Source organism: Pseudomonas vlassakiae, assembly GCF_014269035.2.
Taxonomy (GTDB): domain Bacteria; phylum Pseudomonadota; class Gammaproteobacteria; order Pseudomonadales; family Pseudomonadaceae; genus Aquipseudomonas; species Aquipseudomonas vlassakiae.
Genome location: NZ_JABWRP020000004.1, coordinates 112,180 through 128,925, shown reverse-complemented (window position 1 = coordinate 128,925; position 16,746 = coordinate 112,180). Strand labels below are relative to the sequence as shown.

Genomic DNA, 16,746 nt, shown 5'->3' with positions numbered 1-16,746 from the left:
GTGGCGAGCCTGACAAGGTGCTCGGCTTGGCTGTATTGGGGCTGCTGCGCAGCCCTTTCGCGACACAAGGCCGCTCCCACAGGGATCGCGCGGTTCCTGTGGGAGCGGCCTTGTGTCGCGAAAGGGCCGCAAAGCGGCCCCGGCAATTTCGGATCAGTTGCTCGACAGGCGGTCGCCGCGGGCAAAGCGCCAGGTGCGGATGATTTCCAGCCGGTCGAACTCGGCCAGGTCGCCGGTGAACGGCGCAAAGGGCGCTGCCAGGCGCACGATGCGCTGGGCCGCCTGGTCCAGCACCGGCTGCCCGGATGACTCGAGCACCAGCACCTCATACAGCGAGCCATCGCGGTTGATCGACACCATCATTCGCAAGTTGCCGTAGATCTGTTGCCGACGTGCCTCGTCGGGGTAATTCAGGTTGCCCACCCGCTCGACCTTCTTGCGCCACTCTTCCTTGTACCAGGCGCCCTTGTCGCGCATGGTCGACGCCGCATTGAGGCGGTGAATCTTCGGACGTTTGGCGTACATCTGCTGTTCGTTGGAAAGCTCCGCCTCAAGGCTGGCTATCTGGCTCGACAATTGCGAACTGTCGAAGTCCGGGGTGGCCGCTGGCGGCTTGGGCTGTGGCTTGCTTTCCTTGGGCTTGGGCTCGACCTTCTGCGCTTTCGGCGCCTTGGTCGCCACCGCGGATTTCTCCGGCACGGGTGGTGGCGCTACCTCCGGCTTGGCCGCAGGCGGCGGGGTGACCTTGTTGATCTTGCTGTCCTGAAACGGCGCCACTTCGGTGGTGGTCGGCACCGCTTTCTTTTCCAGCGTGCCGCTGCCCTGCTGGTTGGCCTGGGCCTGGTAGTCAGCCTTGTTCGGCGCCTTCTCGCTCTTGAAGGTGGCCAGGGTGATGTCCATGGTCTGGCGGATTTCGGCCGGTTTGACCACGGTGAAGCCCACACCAAGGATCAGCGCCAGGTGCACCAGGGCAGCCAGGAACAGGGTAAAGCCAAGCCGGTCCACCGGGCGAACGCGCGGTGGCAGCAGGTCGGAAGGGATGTCGGCAGGCAGCGTCATCAGGTATCCAGCAACCGCTAGGCGGGGCAGCAGCTCAGTCGAAAAGGACCGGCATCATACCCCACTCCGCGCATTTGCTCCGCGTCGGCGGTCAGCGCGCCTTGAGCTGGCGATCAATGGCATCCATCAGCTTGCCACCGATATCGGTGTTGTAGGCGGCGTCGATCTCGCGGATGCAGGTGGGGCTGGTGACGTTGATTTCGGTGAGGGAATCGCCGATCACGTCCAGGCCAACGAACAGCAGGCCCTTTTCACGCAGGGTCGGCCCGACCTGGGCGGCGATCCAGCGGTCGCGCTCCGTAAGTGGGCGGGCTTCACCGCGACCACCGGCGGCCAGGTTGCCACGGGTTTCGCCGCTGGCCGGGATACGCGCCAGGCAGTAGTCGACCGGTTCGCCGTCGATCATCAGGATGCGCTTGTCGCCGTCGACGATCTGCGGCAGGTACTCCTGGGCCATGATCTGCTGGGTGCCATGCTGGGTCAGTGTTTCCAGGATGACCGAGAGGTTGGGGTCGTCCTTGCGGTGGCGGAACACCGACGCACCGCCCATGCCGTCCAGCGGCTTGAGGATCACGTCACCGCGGCTGTTGGCGAACTCGCGCAGGATGTCGACGCGGCGGCTGACCAAGGTTGGCGCCATGCACTGCGGGAATTGGGTGGCGAACAGTTTTTCGTTGCAGTCGCGCAGGCTCTGCGGGCGGTTGACCACCAGCACACCTTCGCGCTCCGCTTGCTCCAGCAGGTAGGTGCTGTAGACGAATTCCATGTCGAAGGGCGGATCCTTGCGCATCAGGATCACGTCCAGCTCGGCCAGGGCGCTGTCCTGCTCCTCGCCCAGCTCGAACCAGCGGGCGGGGTCGGCGAAGACCTTCAGCGGGCGCATCTGCGCACGGGCCTGGCCGGCACCCAGATAAAGGTCGCGCTGCTCCATGTAGAACAGCTCCCAGCCGCGGGCCTGGGCGGCCAGCAACATGGCCAGCGAGCTGTCCTTCTTGTAGGAGATGGACGCGATCGGGTCCATGACAATGCCGAGGCGAACGCTCATGGGGTGGTTCCTCTTGGCGGCGGGTGGCCGCGGTCAATCGAAAGAAAAGTGGCTCAGGGTGGCGCCGTGGACGCCGCGGGTCAAGGGGGCGGTAGATGGAATGGCCCCCCGGAGTGTGCTAAAAATGCCCTCAGCTTCAAGCTGCAAGCCATCAGTGGCTCGCAGCCCACACTGTGCAGCGATGGTAGCGCAATTTATGGAACAGCCCCTGAAGGTGATGGTGATCGACGACTCCCGCACGATCCGCCGCACCGCGCAGATGTTGCTCGGCGAAGCGGGCTGCGAGGTGGTCACCGCCAGTGACGGCTTCGATGCCCTGGCCAAGATCATTGACCACCAGCCACAGATCATCTTCGTCGATGTGCTGATGCCCCGTCTGGACGGTTATCAGACCTGTGCGGTGATCAAGCACAACAGTGCCTTCAGGGACATCCCGGTGATTCTTCTGTCGTCTCGCGATGGCCTGTTCGACAAGGCCCGCGGCCGGGTGGTCGGTTCCGACCAGTTCCTGACCAAACCATTCAGCAAGGAAGAACTGCTCGACGCAATCAGGGCCCATGTGCCCGGTTTCGCCGCGCCCGAACAACCCGCACCCTGATCACGCCGCGCTGGTGCGGCTTTCAATGTCCTGATGGGGAACAGCATGGCCCGAGTTCTGATTGTCGACGACTCGCCGACAGAGATGTACAAATTGACCGGATGGCTGGAAAAGCATGGTCACCAGGTGCTCAAGGCCAGCAACGGTGCCGACGGCGTGGCCCTGGCCCGTCAGGAAAAGCCCGATGCGGTGCTGATGGACATCGTCATGCCCGGCATGAACGGTTTCCAGGCCACCCGCCAGTTGAGCAAGGACCCTGAAACCCGCGCCATCCCCGTGGTGGTGGTGACCACCAAGGACCAGGAAACCGACCGTATCTGGGCCACGCGCCAGGGCGCCCGCGACTTCCTGACCAAGCCGGTGGAAGAGGACGCGCTGATCGCCAAGCTCAAAGAAGTACTGGGCGCTTGACCACCCGCCCACAGGGCGCGTCGCTGACCGCCTTCGAGCTGTTGCTGGACATCGACCGGCGCTGCCGCCTGCTGGTGGCCGACCAGCCGCCGCAGGACACGCGCCTGCAGCAATGGAGCGGCATCGGTTTTCGCGTCGCCGGGCAGTGGTTCGTCGCCCCCATGGGCGAGGTCGCCGAGGTGCTGCGCGAGCCACGCAGCAGCCGCGTACCAGGCGTGCAGCCGTGGGTGTGCGGGGTGGCCAACCTGCGCGGCCGGTTGTTGCCGGTCATGGACCTGAGCAGTTTCTTCGGCCTGGGCCCCGCTGCGCCAGGCAAGCAGCGACGGGTGCTGGTGCTGGACCATGACGACCTGTTCGTCGGCTTGCTGGTCGATGAGGTGCTGGGGCTGCAGCATTTCGCCCTGAGCAGCCTGGACCTGTCGCCCCCGCAGCCATTGCTGCGGGCTGCTGCCCGCTTCGTGCAGGGGCACTTTGCGCGTGAACGCAACTGGGCGATCTTCAGCCCCTTCGCCCTGGCCCAGGCGCCGGGCTTTCTTGACGTGGCGCTATAGGACTTTCGAACGTGAACAAGCCGGCCACACCCGTCGCCCCCGCCAGCATGACCCCTCGCACGCGCAGCATCGTGCAGATCACCGTGCTGTTCGTGATCCTGATTCTGTCGATCATTCTGTTGTTCGCCAACTTCGCCTACCTCAACACCCAGGCCAATCACGACAAGCAATACATCGGCCACGCCGGCGAACTGCGGGTGTTGTCCCAGCGTATCGCCAAGAACGCCACCGAGGCTGCGGCGGGCAAGGCCCTGGCATTCAAGCTGCTGTCGGATGCGCGCAACGACTTCGAGCGGCGCTGGAGCTACCTGCGCGAAGGTGACAAGTCCACCGGCCTGCCAGCGGCGCCGCCTGCAGTGCGCGATGAAATGGAAGCGGTGCGCCAGGACTGGGAAAACCTGCGCAAGAACACCGACACCATTCTGGCCAGCGAACAGACCGTGCTGTCGTTGCATCAGGTGGCGGCGACCCTCGCCGAAACCGTACCGCAATTGCAGGTCGAGTATGAAAAGGTGGTCGAGATCCTGCTGCAAAGTGGTGCCCCGGCCAATCAGGTAGTGGTAGCCCAGCGCCAGCTGCTGCTGGCAGAGCGTATCCTTGGGTCGGTCAATACCGTGTTGGCTGGCGACGACACCGCGGCGCAGGCCGCCGATACCTTCGGCCGCGATGCCAGCCGCTTCGGCCAGGTGCTCGAGGGCATGCTCGGCGGCAACCCGGCGATCCAGGTGACCCGCGTCGAGGACGCCGATGCCCGCGCGCGCCTGGCGGAAATCGCCGAGCTGTTCCAGTTCGTGGCAGGGTCTGTCGATGAAATCCTCGAAACCTCGCCCGAGCTGTTCCGCGTGCGCGAAGCGGCGGGCAACATCTTCAGCCTGTCGCAAACCTTGCTCGATGAGGCCTCGCACCTGGCCAACGGCTTCGAGAACCTGGCCAGCGGCCGCACCCTGGATACCGTCGGCGGTTATGCACTGGGCCTGCTGGCGCTGGCGTCGATCATCCTGATCGGCTTGGTGATGGTCCGCACCACCCACCGCCAGTTGCAGGAAACCGCGGAAAAGAACGAACGCAACCAGCAGGCGATCATGCGCCTGCTCGATGAAATCGAAGAGCTGGCCGATGGCGACCTGACCGTCACCGTGTCGGTGACCGAAGACTTCACCGGCGCCATCGCCGACTCGATCAACTACTCGGTCGACCAGCTGCGCGATTTGGTGGCCACCATCAACCACAGCGCCGAGCAAGTCGCGGCTGCCGTGCAGGACACGCAGAATACCGCGCGCCAACTGGCCAAGGCCTCGGAGCACCAGGCCGAGCAGATCAGCGAGGCGTCAGAGGCTGTCGGCGATATGGTCGAGTCGATCGACCGGGTTTCCGCCCACGCCTATGAATCGGCCAAGGTCGCCGAGCGCTCGGTGGCGATCGCCAACAAGGGCAACGAGGTGGTGCATAACACCATCAATGGCATGGACAACATCCGCGAGCAGATCCAGGACACCGCCAAACGGATCAAGCGCCTGGGCGAATCCTCCCAGGAAATCGGCGACATCGTCAGCCTGATCGACGACATCGCCGACCAGACCAACATCCTTGCCCTCAATGCCGCGATTCAGGCCTCGCTGGCAGGCGAGGCCGGTCGCGGCTTTGCCGTGGTCGCCGACGAGGTGCAGCGCCTGGCCGAGCGCTCGTCCTCGGCAACCCGGCAGATCGAAGCGCTGGTGCGGACCATCCAGGCGGACACCAACGAGGCCGTCATCTCCATGGAACAGACCACCGCCGAGGTGGTGCGCGGTGCGCGGCTGGCCCAGGATGCCGGCGTGGCACTGGCCGAAATCGAGGGCGTATCGCAGAACCTCGCCGAGCTTATCCACAGCATCTCTGATGCAGCACAGCTGCAGACCTCTTCCGCAGGGCAGATTTCCCACACCATGGCGGTGATCCAGCAGATCACCGCGCAGACGTCCGCCGGCTCCAGCGCCACCGCCGACAGCATCCGCCACTTGGCGCGGATGGCCAGCGAAATGCGCCGCTCGGTCTCCGGTTTCACCCTGCCGGCGCCCGCCGAGCGAAGCTGAGGACCACCCATGGCTTCTGCCGTCGTAAGCCCTGAACGCCACGATACCGTGGCCCTGGCCTGGACCCGGGCCGCCATCCTCGATTGCCTGAGCCAGGCCCGTCAGGCCCTGGAACGCTTTGCCGGCGAGACCGACGACCTGTCGATGCTGGCCTTCGTTGTGGATAACCTGCATCAGGTGCACGGCTGCCTGCGCATGCTCGAGCTGCGCGGTGCCGCCCGCCTGGCCGAAGAGCTGGAATTGCTGGCCAAGGCTTTGGCCGAGGGGCAGTTAAGCCCCCGCGGCGACTGCCTGGGGCCACTGTTCCGCGGCCTGGAGCAGTTGCCGTCTTACCTGGAGCGGTTGCGCGGAGCGCGCCATGACCTGCCGCTGGTGATGCTGCCGCTGCTCAATCAGCTGCGTGCCTGCCGCGGCGTCGAGCCGTTGGCCCAGGCCAGCCTGATCAGCGGTGCCGCGCAGCGCTTCGCCGGCTCCGATGACCTGGCCAACCTCGACTTGTCCTTGGGCAACTGGCGGGAGCAGATGCAGGCCGGGCCGGGGCGTGACGCCCTGCGCTCGGTGATCAGCGCCCTGTGCGACGACCTGATGCGGATCAAGGAGCGCCTGGACCAGTTCGTGCGCGGCGACCGCCAGCACAGCGAGGACCTGGACGCACTGCTCGCACCGTTGCGCCATGTGGCCGACACCCTGGCGGTGCTGGGCTTCCAGCAGCCACGCCGGGTCATCATCGACCAGGTGCTGGCGCTGCAGGCCCTGGCCCAGGGTGAGCGCGTGGTGGACGACGCAGTATTGATGGATGTGGCCGGTGCGCTGCTGTATGTGGAGGCCACGCTCAACGGCATGGTCCTGCCGCTGGAGGAGGGCGGGCAGGGCGGCCTGCCCGGCTCGGACCTGGCCGAGATTCGCCAGCTGGTGCTGAACGAGTCACTGTCGGTGTTGCAGCAGGCCAAGGACCTGATCGGCGATTGCCTGGAATCTGGCTGGCCCCGTCAGCGCCTGCAGCCTCTGCCGGGGCTGTTGCAGCAAGTGCGTGGCGCGTTGGCGATGCTCATGCTGCCGGCCGCCGCCGAAGTGTTTGCCGGCTGTGCGGGCTATGTGCAGGGCTGGCTGCAGCACCTGGAGGAGGAACCGCCTGCGGACGAGCTGACCCACCTGGCCGAGGCCCTCAGCGCCGCCGAGTGCTACCTGCAATGGCGGGTCGCCGACCCGCTGGCCGACGCTCAGCCGTTTCTCGACATGGCCCGCGCCAGCCTGACGGCGCTGGGCGTGCAGTGCACCCATGCGGGCCCGCCCGAGGCGCAGGATGGCAGCGATGGCATCGACGACGAATTGCGCGAAGTGTTCCTCGAAGAGGCTGGCGAACTGCTACCGGAGATCGAGCGACACTGGTTGCGCTGGCGCGCCGACAACAGCCTGCGCGACGCGTTGATCGAGGTGCGCCGTGACCTGCATACGCTCAAGGGCAGCGGACGCATGGTGCATGCCGAGGCGGTAGCGGAGCTGGCCTGGGGCGGTGAACACCTGCTCAACCGGGTGCTGGAGGGGCGCATCGCCCTGACCCCGGAAGGCGCAGTGGCGCTGCAGCAGGTGTTCGTCCATCTGCCAGACCTGCTGGCCGACTTTGCGGCTGGCCAGTTGCCGCAATTGAGCGAAATCGAACAGTTGGCGAGCCACCTGCACGCCCTGGCCGAGAACGATACCCCGGCCAGCGCCGACATCGATGGCCTCGACCCGCAACTACTGGATATCTTCCGCAACGAGGCGCAAGGCCACCTGGCCAGCCTGGAAGGCTTTCTGCAGGGCGCCGACGGCCAGGGCAGCGAAGTCAGCGACAGCCTGCAGCGCGCCTTGCACACGCTCAAGGGCAGCGCTGCCATGGCCGGGGTCATGCCGATCGCCGAGCTGGCCACTGCCTTCGACCGCCTGGTACGTGAGTACCGGGGGCACCAGTTGCCGTTGCAGGCAGCGGAGATGCAGTGGCTGCACACCGCCCATGGCCTGTTCCTGCAGGGCCTGGCGCAGCTCGGCAGTACACCTTTGGCGACCATCCCGGGGGCGGCGCAGCTGATCGAGCAGGTCGGCGAGGCAGTGGACCTGCGCCTGGCCAGCCTGCATGCCGAGCCTCAACACACACGCAGTGGCAAGCGCGACCCACAGCTGATCGCCAGTTTCCTGGCCCAGGCCATGGACATGCTGCTGGACGCCGAGTCGCTGCTGTCGCGTTGGCAACAGCAGCCCGGGCAGCGCGAACCGCTGGAGACCTTGCTCGATGAGCTGACCAGCCTTGGCCACGCCGCGCACCTTGCCGACCTGTGGCAGATGGATGCCATCTGCGAGGCTCTGCTCGATCTCTACGGCGCGGTGGAGGAGGGTAGCCTGGGCGCCAGCCCGCGCTTTTTCGCCGTTGCCCGGCAAGCCCATGAAGCCCTGCTGGACATGCTCGACGAAGTGGCCGCCGGGCAGGCGCTCAGCCCACGGCCTGACTGTATCGACGCCCTGCGCGACGTGTTGGAGGGGGCGCTGGCGGCCGATGCCACCGGCTTGGTAAGCGCTGATGCAGTGACGCCGCTTGCTGGCGCGCTGGAGCACGAAGAGGATGCTGACAGCCCAGGCGACAAGGAGCTGCTCGAGGTCTTCCTCGAAGAAAGCTCGGACATCGTCGAAAGCGCCGCCGCCGCCCTGGCGCGCTGGCAGGCCGACCCGCGCAACAGCGTCGAAGTGGAGAACCTGCTGCGTGACCTGCACACCCTCAAAGGGGGCGCGCGCATGGTCGAGATCAGCGCCATCGGCGACCTGGCCCATGAGCTGGAATTCCTTTACGAGCTGCTCGCCGCCGGGCGCCTGCCGCCGAGCTCGGCGCTGTTCGCACTGTTGCAGAACTGCCATGACCGCCTGGCGCATATGCTCGACGCCGTGCGCCTGGGCCAGCCGCTGCACACCGCTACCGCGCTGATCGACTACATCCGTAACTTCAGCAGTGCCGCACTGACCGACAGCGCGGCCAGCCAGGCCCCGGCGGACACCGCACCCGCCGAAACGCCGGTGGCGACACCGGAGCGGGCGCCGGGCGACATGGTCAAGGTCGACGCCGAGCTGCTCGACGACCTGGGCAACCTGGCCGGCGAGCATTCGGTCATTCGCGGCCGTATCGAACAGCAAGTCAACGATGCCCAGTTCGCCCTCAACGAGATGGAAACCACCCTGGAGCGCATGCGCGACCAGCTGCTGCGCCTGGACATCGAGACCCAGGGGCGGATCAGCAGCCGCCAGGCGTTCGAGGGAGACGCCTACGAAGATTTCGACCCGCTGGAGATGGACCGCCATTCGCAACTGCAGCAGCTGTCGCGGGCCCTGTTCGAGTCGGCCTCCGACCTGCTCGACCTCAAGGAAACCCTTGCCCAGCGTGCCCAGGAGGCCTACAGCCTGCTGCAACAACAGGCCCGGGTGAACAGCCAGTTGCAGGAAGGCCTGACCGCGACCCTGATGGTCCCGTTCGAACGCCTGGTGCCGCGCTTGCAGCGGGTCGTGCGCCAGGTGGCCAGCGAGCTGGGCAAGCAGGTCGAGCTGGTGGTCGGCAATGCCGAGGGTGAACTGGACCGCAGTGTGCTGGAACGGATGGTCGCGCCACTGGAGCACATGCTGCGCAATGCAGTCGATCACGGCCTTGAGTCGCGCGAGATACGCCTGGCCGCGGGCAAGCCAGAGCAGGGCACCATTCACCTGAACTTGCTGCATGAAGGCGCTGACATCGTCATCGAGATGACCGACGACGGCGCCGGCGTGCCGCTGGAGGCGGTCCGGCGCAAGGCAATCAAGCGTGGCCTGCTGGACCCGCAGGCGCACCTGAGCGATCACGAGATCCTGCAGTTCATCCTGCGCCCGGGCTTTTCCACGGCGGAGAAGATCACCCAGATTTCCGGGCGCGGCCTGGGCATGGACGTGGTCCACGAAGAGGTCAAGCAACTGGGCGGCTCGATGACCATCGAGTCGGCCCAGGGCAAGGGCGCACGGTTCCTGATCCGCTTGCCGTTCACCGTGTCGATCAACCGGGCCTTGATGGTGCACCTGGGCGAGGAGCAGTACGCCATACCGCTCAACACCATCGAAGGCATCGTGCGTGTACCACCGGCCGAACTGGCCGCCTGTTATCAGCTGGACGCCCCGCGTTATGTGTATGGCGGCCACGAGTACGAGTTGCGTTACCTCGGCGAGCTGCTGCAGGGGCTGCCGCGCCCGGTGCTGCTGGGGCAGAGCGTGCCGCTGCCGGTGTTGCTGCTGCATTCCCAGGAGCAGTCGTTCGCCATTCAGGTAGACAGCCTGTCGCCGAGCCGTGAGATCGTGGTCAAGAGCCTTGGCCCGCAGTTCGCCGCCGTGGCGGGTTTGTCGGGGGCGACCTTGCTCGGTGATGGCCGCGTGGTACTGATCCTCGACCTGCTGGGCCAGCTGCGTGGCCAGCAGCGGCGGCTGGCGCGTCTGCCGGGGGGTAGCGGGGTGCAGCGCACCTTGTTCGGCCCGGCACCCCGGCGGGCCACGCTGGTGATGGTGGTGGACGACTCGGTCACCGTGCGCAAGGTCACCAGTCGCCTGCTGGAGCGCCATGGCATGAGCGTGATGACGGCCAAGGATGGTGTCGATGCCATGGCCCTGCTGGAAGAGCACCGCCCCGACGTACTGTTGCTGGACATCGAGATGCCGCGCATGGATGGTTTCGAAGTGGCCACCCGCATTCGCCGCGACGAGCGTCTGAAAGACTTGCCGATCATCATGATCACCTCGCGCACCGGGCAGAAGCACCGCGACCGGGCCATGGCCATCGGCGTCAACGACTACCTGGGCAAACCCTATCAGGAGTCGGTACTGCTGCAGAGCATCGCCCACTGGAGCCAGACCCATGCTTGAACTGATTGCAGGGCAACGCAGCAGCCTCACAGGCCTGCTGCTGCCGCTGGGCGACCGTACGCTGGTATTGCCCAACGTCGCTGTGGTCGAACTGATCGGCCAACGCAACCTGGTGTGCGAACCGGGTGACCCGGCTTGGCACCTGGGGTGGATCGACTGGCGACAGCAGCATCTGCCGTTGATCGGTTTCGAGGCCGCCTGCGGCGGTGAGACGCCCTGTGGCGAGCGGGCGCGGATCGTGGTGCTGAATGCGCTCGGGGACACCGGCTTGCGCTACCTGGCAGTGCTGCTGCAGGACATTCCGCGCTCGTGCAAGCTCGATAGCCAGCTCAACTATGTGGATGTGCCGCTGGGCAGCCTGGAGCTGGCCGCGGTGCAGGTAGGCGAGCAAGTGGCGCGTGTGCCGGACCTGGTCGGGCTGGAAAGGCTGGTGCGTGACGCTGAACTGCAGCCTGCTTTTGGCTAGGATGAGGCAGGAACGGACCCTGTCATGAACCCAGCCCGATTCAGGAGGTCTGTGTTTGCATGTACTACGGTGAACGCTTCAATGCCTGGACCCACCTGGTCGGTGCCGTCCTGGCCTGTATCGGTGCCATCTGGCTGATCGTCGCTGCTGGCCTGCAGGGCGACCCGTGGAAGATCGTCAGTTTCTCCATCTATGGCAGCACGTTGCTGTTGCTCTACAGCATTTCCACCCTGTACCACAGCACGCGCGGGCGGGCGAAGGTGATCATGCGCAAGCTCGATCACCTGTCGATCTACCTGCTGATCGCCGGCAGCTACACCCCGTTCTGCCTGGTCAGCCTGCGCGGGCCCTGGGGCTGGAGCCTGTTCGGCGTGGTCTGGGGGCTGGCGGTGATCGGCATGTTGCAAGAGATCAAGCCGCGCTCGGAAGCGCGCATCCTGTCGATCATCATCTATGCGCTGATGGGCTGGATCGTGCTGGTGGCAGTCAAGCCGCTGCTGAACAACCTCGGCACTGCCGGCTTCACCTGGCTGGCTGCCGGCGGCGTGTTCTATACCGTCGGCATCATTTTCTTCGCCCTCGACAGTCGCTTGCGCCATGCGCATGGCATCTGGCACCTGTTCGTGATTGTCGGCAGCCTCATGCACTTCGTGGCGGTGTCGCTGTACGTGCGTTAGCTTTTTGTTTACGAAAAGTCACCCCACAGCTGCTGCGCGACCGACAGCGCCACCACCGGTGCGGTCTCGGTCCGCAGTACCCGCGGCCCGAGGCGTGCGGCATGGAAGCCAGCAGCCTTGGCCTGTTCGACTTCCGTATCACTCAGGCCACCTTCCGGGCCGATCAGGAAGGCCAGCGTTGCCGGCTTGTCATGGCTGGTCAGCGGCTCGGCGACCGGGTGCAGGACCAGCTTGAGCTCGGCCTCGGTGCCCTTGAGCCATTCGGCCAGGGTCACGGGCGGATGGATGACCGGCAGCGTCGAACGGCCGCATTGTTCGCAGGCACTGATCGCCACCTGGCGCCAGTGGGCCAGGCGCTTGTCGGCGCGCTCGTCCTTCAGGCGCACTTCGCAGCGCTCGCTGACGATCGGGGTAATGACGTTGGCACCCAGCTCGGTGGCCTTCTGGATCGCCCAGTCCATGCGCTCGCCTCGGGACAGGCCCTGGCCGAGGTGAACCTGCAGCGGCGAGTCGGACTGGCCGGTGATGGCCTGGTCGAGGCTGACGCGTACCGTCTTCTTGCCGACTTCGAGCAACTGGCCGAGGTATTCCTGGCCGCTGCCATCGAACAGCTGCACGGCATCGCCAGGGGCCATGCGCAGGACGCGGCCAATGTAGTGGGCCTGGGCTTCGGGCAGGTCGTGTTCGCCAAGGCTCAGGGGGGCATCGATGAAGAAGCGGGACAGTCTCATGGTTCGGCTCGGAATGTTTGAGGGACATCACCCCTTGTGGGAGCGGCCTTGTGTCGCGAAAGGGCTGCGAAGCAGCCCCAGATTTTCAGCTTCGCAGCGGAAATTGCCGGGGCCGCGTTGCGGCCCTTTCGCGACACAAGGCCGCTCCCACAAGGGATAGTGCAAGGGCTGCTACTAGCCGGGGTCGCGGAAGTCGGGGTGGAAGTTGGCTGGTACGGCGACGCTGACGCTATCGCGGGTGGCGATGTCGATGCCTTCGCTGGCCACTTCGGCGAGGAAGTCGATCTGCTCCGGAGTAATCACATACGGCGGCAGGAAGTACACCACGCTGCCCAACGGGCGCAGCAGCGCGCCGCGGGTCAGGGCGTGCTCGAACACCTTCAGGCCACGACGCTCCTGCCATGGGTAGGCAGCCTTGGTGGCCTTGTCCTGGACCATCTCGATGGCCAGGGCCATGCCGGTCTGGCGAACCTCGGCGACATGGGCATGCTCGGCCAGGTGCGCGGTGGCGCTGGCCATGCGCGCGGCCAGGGGCTTGTTGGCCTCGATCACATTGTCCTGCTCGAAGATGTCCAGCGTCGCCAGGGCGGCGGCGCAGGCCAGCGGGTTGCCGGTGTAGCTGTGCGAGTGGAGGAACGCGCGCAGGGTCGGGTAATCGTCGTAGAAGGCCTGGTACACCTTGTCGGTGGTCAGGCAGGCGGCCAGCGGCAGGTAGCCACCGGTCAGGGCCTTGGACAGGCACAGGAAGTCCGGGCGGATGCCGGCCTGTTCGCAGGCGAACATCGTGCCGGTGCGGCCGAAGCCGACGGCGATCTCGTCGTGGATAAGGTGCACGTCATAGCGGTCGCAGGCTTCGCGCAGCAGCTTGAGGTATATCGGGTGATACATGCGCATGCCGCCGGCACCCTGGATCAGCGGTTCGATGATCACTGCCGAGAGGGTTTCGTGGTGTTCGGCCAGGGTCTGTTCCATGGCGGCGAACATGGTGCGCGAGTGTTCTTCCCAGCCCATGCCCTCGGGGCGCAGGTAGCAGTCCGGGCTTGGCACCTTGAGGGTGTCGAGCAGCAGTGCCTTGTAGGTTTCGGTGAACAGGGGCACGTCGCCGACCGACATCGCGGCAATGGTCTCGCCGTGGTAGCTGTTGGTCAGGGTCACGAAGCGCTTTTTCGCCGGTTTGCCGATGTTCTGCCAGTAATGGAAGCTCATCTTCAACGCCACTTCGATGCACGACGAGCCGTTGTCGGCGTAGAACACCCGGTCGAGCCCGGCGGGGGTCATGGCGACCAGGCGTTCGGACAGCTCGATCACCGGCTGGTGGCTGAAGCCGGCGAGGATGACGTGTTCCAGCTCGTCCACCTGATCCTTGATGCGCTGGTTGATGCGCGGGTTGGCATGGCCGAACACGTTGACCCACCAGCTGCTCACGGCATCCAGGTAGCGTTTGCCGTCGAAGTCCTCGAGCCATACGCCTTCACCACGCCGGATCGGGATCAGTGGCAGCTGCTCGTGGTCTTTCATCTGGGTGCAGGGGTGCCATAGGACCTTGAGGTCGCGTTGCATCCACTGATCGTTAAGGCCCATGGGCACTTCTCCTGGCTTGCTGCCTGCTTTGACCGCGTAAGCCTAAGCAAAGCCAGGGGGCAGGACAACCGCTTGTGGTCAATGACGGCAGGTGCGGGTCCATTCCAGCTTGCGAATATGGACGGTGCCAGCCTGTGAAGTGGATATGGTCAGGCGACGGAAGGGCCCCTCGATGACCTGGTGATAGGGCTGCGTGGCAATCGGTCCCGGCCTGGAATCGGTATAACCGCTGCCGGCGAGGGTGAGCCAATAGAAATTGCGCGGGATCGGGGCGATCAGGTCCATGTCGTAGCCATCGGTATCCAGCAGCATCTGCACACCGTCGAAGTGCTGGTCGCTGACGACGTAATACTCCAGCCGCAGGCATTCGACTTCCTGGTTGAAGTTGATTTCCACGTCACTGTGCTCGCCAATCACCAGCTCGGTGCCTTCATCGCCTTTGAAGGCTTCATGCAGGCCGGTCCATGACGTACCGTTGGAGCGGATTTTCAGGCCGGAGGGAGTGTGTACCGTCTGGTTGTGCCACAAAAATTGCCTTTCTACCTGTGCGAAATGCTCCTCATAGGTCATGGCGCAGCTCCTTTTGTCGGTTTTTTTCAGCCACCTTCGCCAGCTTCGCCTAATGGCCAGATGCCTGGCTACTGACAAAATTGCCAGTTGCCAGAGGCACTTGATGTCGCCGTGCTGGCAGGGTCCGGATACCTGACGTATTCTTAGCGCATCGACTCTCGGGGCATTCCCGCCTCTTCCCATCCCTGCTATTTCAACTCGGAGTTCGCCGACATGGCTGCTGCTTGGGTGCGCCTGTGCGCGTTGGTATTGATCGGTGTGTCCAGCGGCGCCGCGCTGGCAAAGGACAAGACACCTTCGGCAATCGTCGTGGGTGGCGGCCTGGCTGGCCTGACTGCGGCCTATGAACTGCAGAACAAGGGTTGGCAGGTCACCCTGCTGGAGGCCAAGTCAGGCATGGGTGGCCGTTCGGGCCTGGCCACCAGCGAATGGATCGGTAACGCCAAGGCCCAGCCGGTGCTGAACCAGTACCTTGACCGTTTCAAGCTTGAAACACTGCCCGCTCCGGAGTTCGTACGTACCCCCGGCTACCTGATCGACGGCGAGTACTTCAGCGCCGCCGACCTGGCCACCAAGCAGCCGGCTACCGCCGAGGCGCTCAAGCGCTACGAAAAGACCCTCGACGACCTGGCCCGTTCGATCGATGACCCGCTCAACCCGCAGGCGAACAGCACCCTGTTCGCCCTTGACCAGATCAACGTCGCCACCTGGCTCGACAAGCTGCAATTGCCGGCCACCGCACGCCAGTTGATCAACCAGCAGATCCGTACCCGCTACGACGAGCCATCGCGCCTGTCGCTGCTTTACTTCGCTCAGCAGAACCGCGTCTACCGTGGCGTCAGTGATCGCGATCTGCGTGCCGCGCGCCTGCCTGGTGGCAGCCCGGTGCTGGCCCAGGCATTCGTCAAGCAACTGAAGACCATCAAGACCAGCTCGCCGGTCACGGCGATCGTGCAGGACAAGGACGGCGTCAGCGTCAAGGTCGGCAGCACCGACTACAAGGCCGATTACCTGGTGATGGCGGTCCCTCTGCGGGCGCTGGCCAAGATTCAGATCACCCCAGGCCTGGACAGCCAGCACATGGCGGCGCTCAAGGGCACCAACTACGGCTGGCGTGACCAGCTGATGCTCAAGTTCAAGCAACCTGTATGGGAAAGCCGCGCGCGCATGTCGGGCGAGATCTTCAGTAACGCCGGTCTCGGCATGCTGTGGATCGAGCCGGCGCTCAAGGGCGGTGCCAACGTGGTGATCAACCTGTCGGGCGACAATGCGCGGCTGCTGCAGGCCTTCGGCGACAAACAGATGGTCGACCAGGTGCTGATCCGCCTGCATGCGTTCTATCCACAGGCTCGCGGTGCGTTCACCGGTTATGAGGTCAAGCGTTACAGCATCGATGCCGGCACCGGTGGCGCCTACCTGGCATACGGCCCAGGGCAGATCAGCAAGTACTGGCGCCTGTGGGAGCGCCCGGTGCAGCGCATCACCTTTGCCGGTGAGCACACCGATGCGCTCTACCCAGGCACCCTCGAAGGCGCCCTGCGCAGCGGCCAGCGCGCTGCCAGCCAGGTACAGGACTTGCTCGCCGGCAAGTCGTTCGACCCGGCCAAGGCTGCGACCGTCGCGGCAGCGGCGACAGCCGGTGCCGCTGTGGCGAAGAAGGACACTGGCGGCGGTTTCTTCTCGCGCCTGTTCGGTGGTTCCGACAAGCCTGAGGCCAAGGCTGCGCCGGTTGCCAAGGTTGAGCCCAAAGTTGAGGCAGGCGCGCCAGCACCGGCGCCTGCAGCAGCCCCCGTAGCGCCTGCCCCTGCTGAAATCGCCAAGGAAGAGCCAGCCAAGCCCGCCGCGACGAAGGCTGCGCCAGCCAAGCCGGTACCGGCCAAGCATGCACCGGCACACAAGCCTGCGGCCAAACAGGCGAAAAAGGCGGTCGAGCCGAAAAAAGCCACGGTCAAATCCGAGCCGGTGAAGAAGCCGGTGGACAATACTCAGGCCAAGGCCAACTGAATCCTGTATCGGCCCCTCGCGGGTAAACCCGCTCTTACAGGGAGCGGGCATGCCCGCGAAGGGGCCGGTGCTGGCAAGCTCA

13 protein-coding genes are annotated in these 16,746 nt (G+C 65.2%); 8 read left to right on the top strand and 5 right to left on the bottom strand.

Annotation, left to right across the window (positions count from 1 at the left end; translation table 11 throughout):
• Positions 1-153: 153 nt before the first annotated feature.
• Complete coding sequence (locus HU738_RS06830) at positions 154-1,059, bottom strand: energy transducer TonB (protein WP_176508179.1); 906 nt, start codon at positions 1,057-1,059, stop codon at positions 154-156.
• Between the two features lie 91 nt (positions 1,060-1,150).
• Positions 1,151-2,104, bottom strand: a complete 954-nt coding sequence (gene gshB / locus HU738_RS06825; protein WP_186601723.1) for a glutathione synthase — start codon at positions 2,102-2,104, stop codon at positions 1,151-1,153.
• A gap of 196 nt (positions 2,105-2,300) precedes the next feature.
• Between gshB and HU738_RS06820 the strand changes: the two genes are divergently transcribed.
• The 7 genes from HU738_RS06820 to trhA are packed head-to-tail and all read left to right on the top strand — an operon-like array spanning position 2,301 to position 11,778.
• A complete protein-coding gene (locus HU738_RS06820) occupies positions 2,301-2,702 on the top strand; it encodes a response regulator (RefSeq protein WP_176508181.1) in 402 nt (133 codons plus the stop codon).
• A gap of 45 nt (positions 2,703-2,747) precedes the next feature.
• Positions 2,748-3,113 carry a twitching motility response regulator PilH gene (gene pilH / locus HU738_RS06815; RefSeq protein WP_176508182.1) on the top strand — a complete coding sequence of 122 codons (366 nt, stop codon included), beginning with the start codon at positions 2,748-2,750 and terminating at the stop codon, positions 3,111-3,113.
• Positions 3,110-3,664, top strand: a complete 555-nt coding sequence (locus tag HU738_RS06810; RefSeq protein WP_176508183.1) for a chemotaxis protein CheW — start codon at positions 3,110-3,112, stop codon at positions 3,662-3,664. Before pilH ends, HU738_RS06810 begins: the two co-directional genes overlap by 4 nt.
• 47 nt (positions 3,665-3,711) lie before the next feature.
• Positions 3,712-5,736 (top strand): methyl-accepting chemotaxis protein, encoded by a 2,025-nt coding sequence (locus HU738_RS06805; RefSeq protein WP_189660540.1) that lies wholly within the window; start codon positions 3,712-3,714, stop codon positions 5,734-5,736.
• 9 nt (positions 5,737-5,745) lie between these two features.
• Complete coding sequence (locus tag HU738_RS06800) at positions 5,746-10,635, top strand: hybrid sensor histidine kinase/response regulator (protein WP_186601722.1); 4,890 nt, start codon at positions 5,746-5,748, stop codon at positions 10,633-10,635.
• Positions 10,628-11,101, top strand: coding sequence for a chemotaxis protein CheW (locus tag HU738_RS06795; RefSeq protein ID WP_176508185.1), 474 nt, complete (start codon positions 10,628-10,630; stop codon positions 11,099-11,101). Before HU738_RS06800 ends, HU738_RS06795 begins: the two co-directional genes overlap by 8 nt.
• A 59-nt stretch (positions 11,102-11,160) precedes the next feature.
• Positions 11,161-11,778 (top strand): PAQR family membrane homeostasis protein TrhA, encoded by a 618-nt coding sequence (trhA, locus tag HU738_RS06790; protein WP_186601721.1) that lies wholly within the window; start codon positions 11,161-11,163, stop codon positions 11,776-11,778.
• A gap of 8 nt (positions 11,779-11,786) precedes the next feature.
• On the opposite strand, the gene HU738_RS06785 is transcribed toward trhA, so the two are convergent.
• From HU738_RS06785 to HU738_RS06775, 3 genes are all read right to left on the bottom strand, one after another.
• Complete coding sequence (locus HU738_RS06785; protein ID WP_186601720.1) at positions 11,787-12,509, bottom strand: 16S rRNA (uracil(1498)-N(3))-methyltransferase; 723 nt, start codon at positions 12,507-12,509, stop codon at positions 11,787-11,789.
• Between the two features lie 174 nt (positions 12,510-12,683).
• The gene (locus HU738_RS06780) at positions 12,684-14,090 is read right to left on the bottom strand and encodes an adenosylmethionine--8-amino-7-oxononanoate transaminase (protein ID WP_186601719.1); all 1,407 of its coding nucleotides are present in this window, start codon (positions 14,088-14,090) and stop codon (positions 12,684-12,686) included.
• A 78-nt stretch (positions 14,091-14,168) separates the two neighbouring features.
• The gene (locus HU738_RS06775) at positions 14,169-14,660 is read right to left on the bottom strand and encodes a hypothetical protein (protein ID WP_186601718.1); all 492 of its coding nucleotides are present in this window, start codon (positions 14,658-14,660) and stop codon (positions 14,169-14,171) included.
• 213 nt (positions 14,661-14,873) lie between these two features.
• Here HU738_RS06775 and HU738_RS06770 point away from each other — a divergent pair, with 213 nt between their 5' ends.
• Entirely contained in the window at positions 14,874-16,664 is a 1,791-nt protein-coding gene (locus HU738_RS06770) for a flavin monoamine oxidase family protein (protein WP_186601717.1), read from the top strand.
• Positions 16,665-16,746 lie beyond the last annotated feature (82 nt).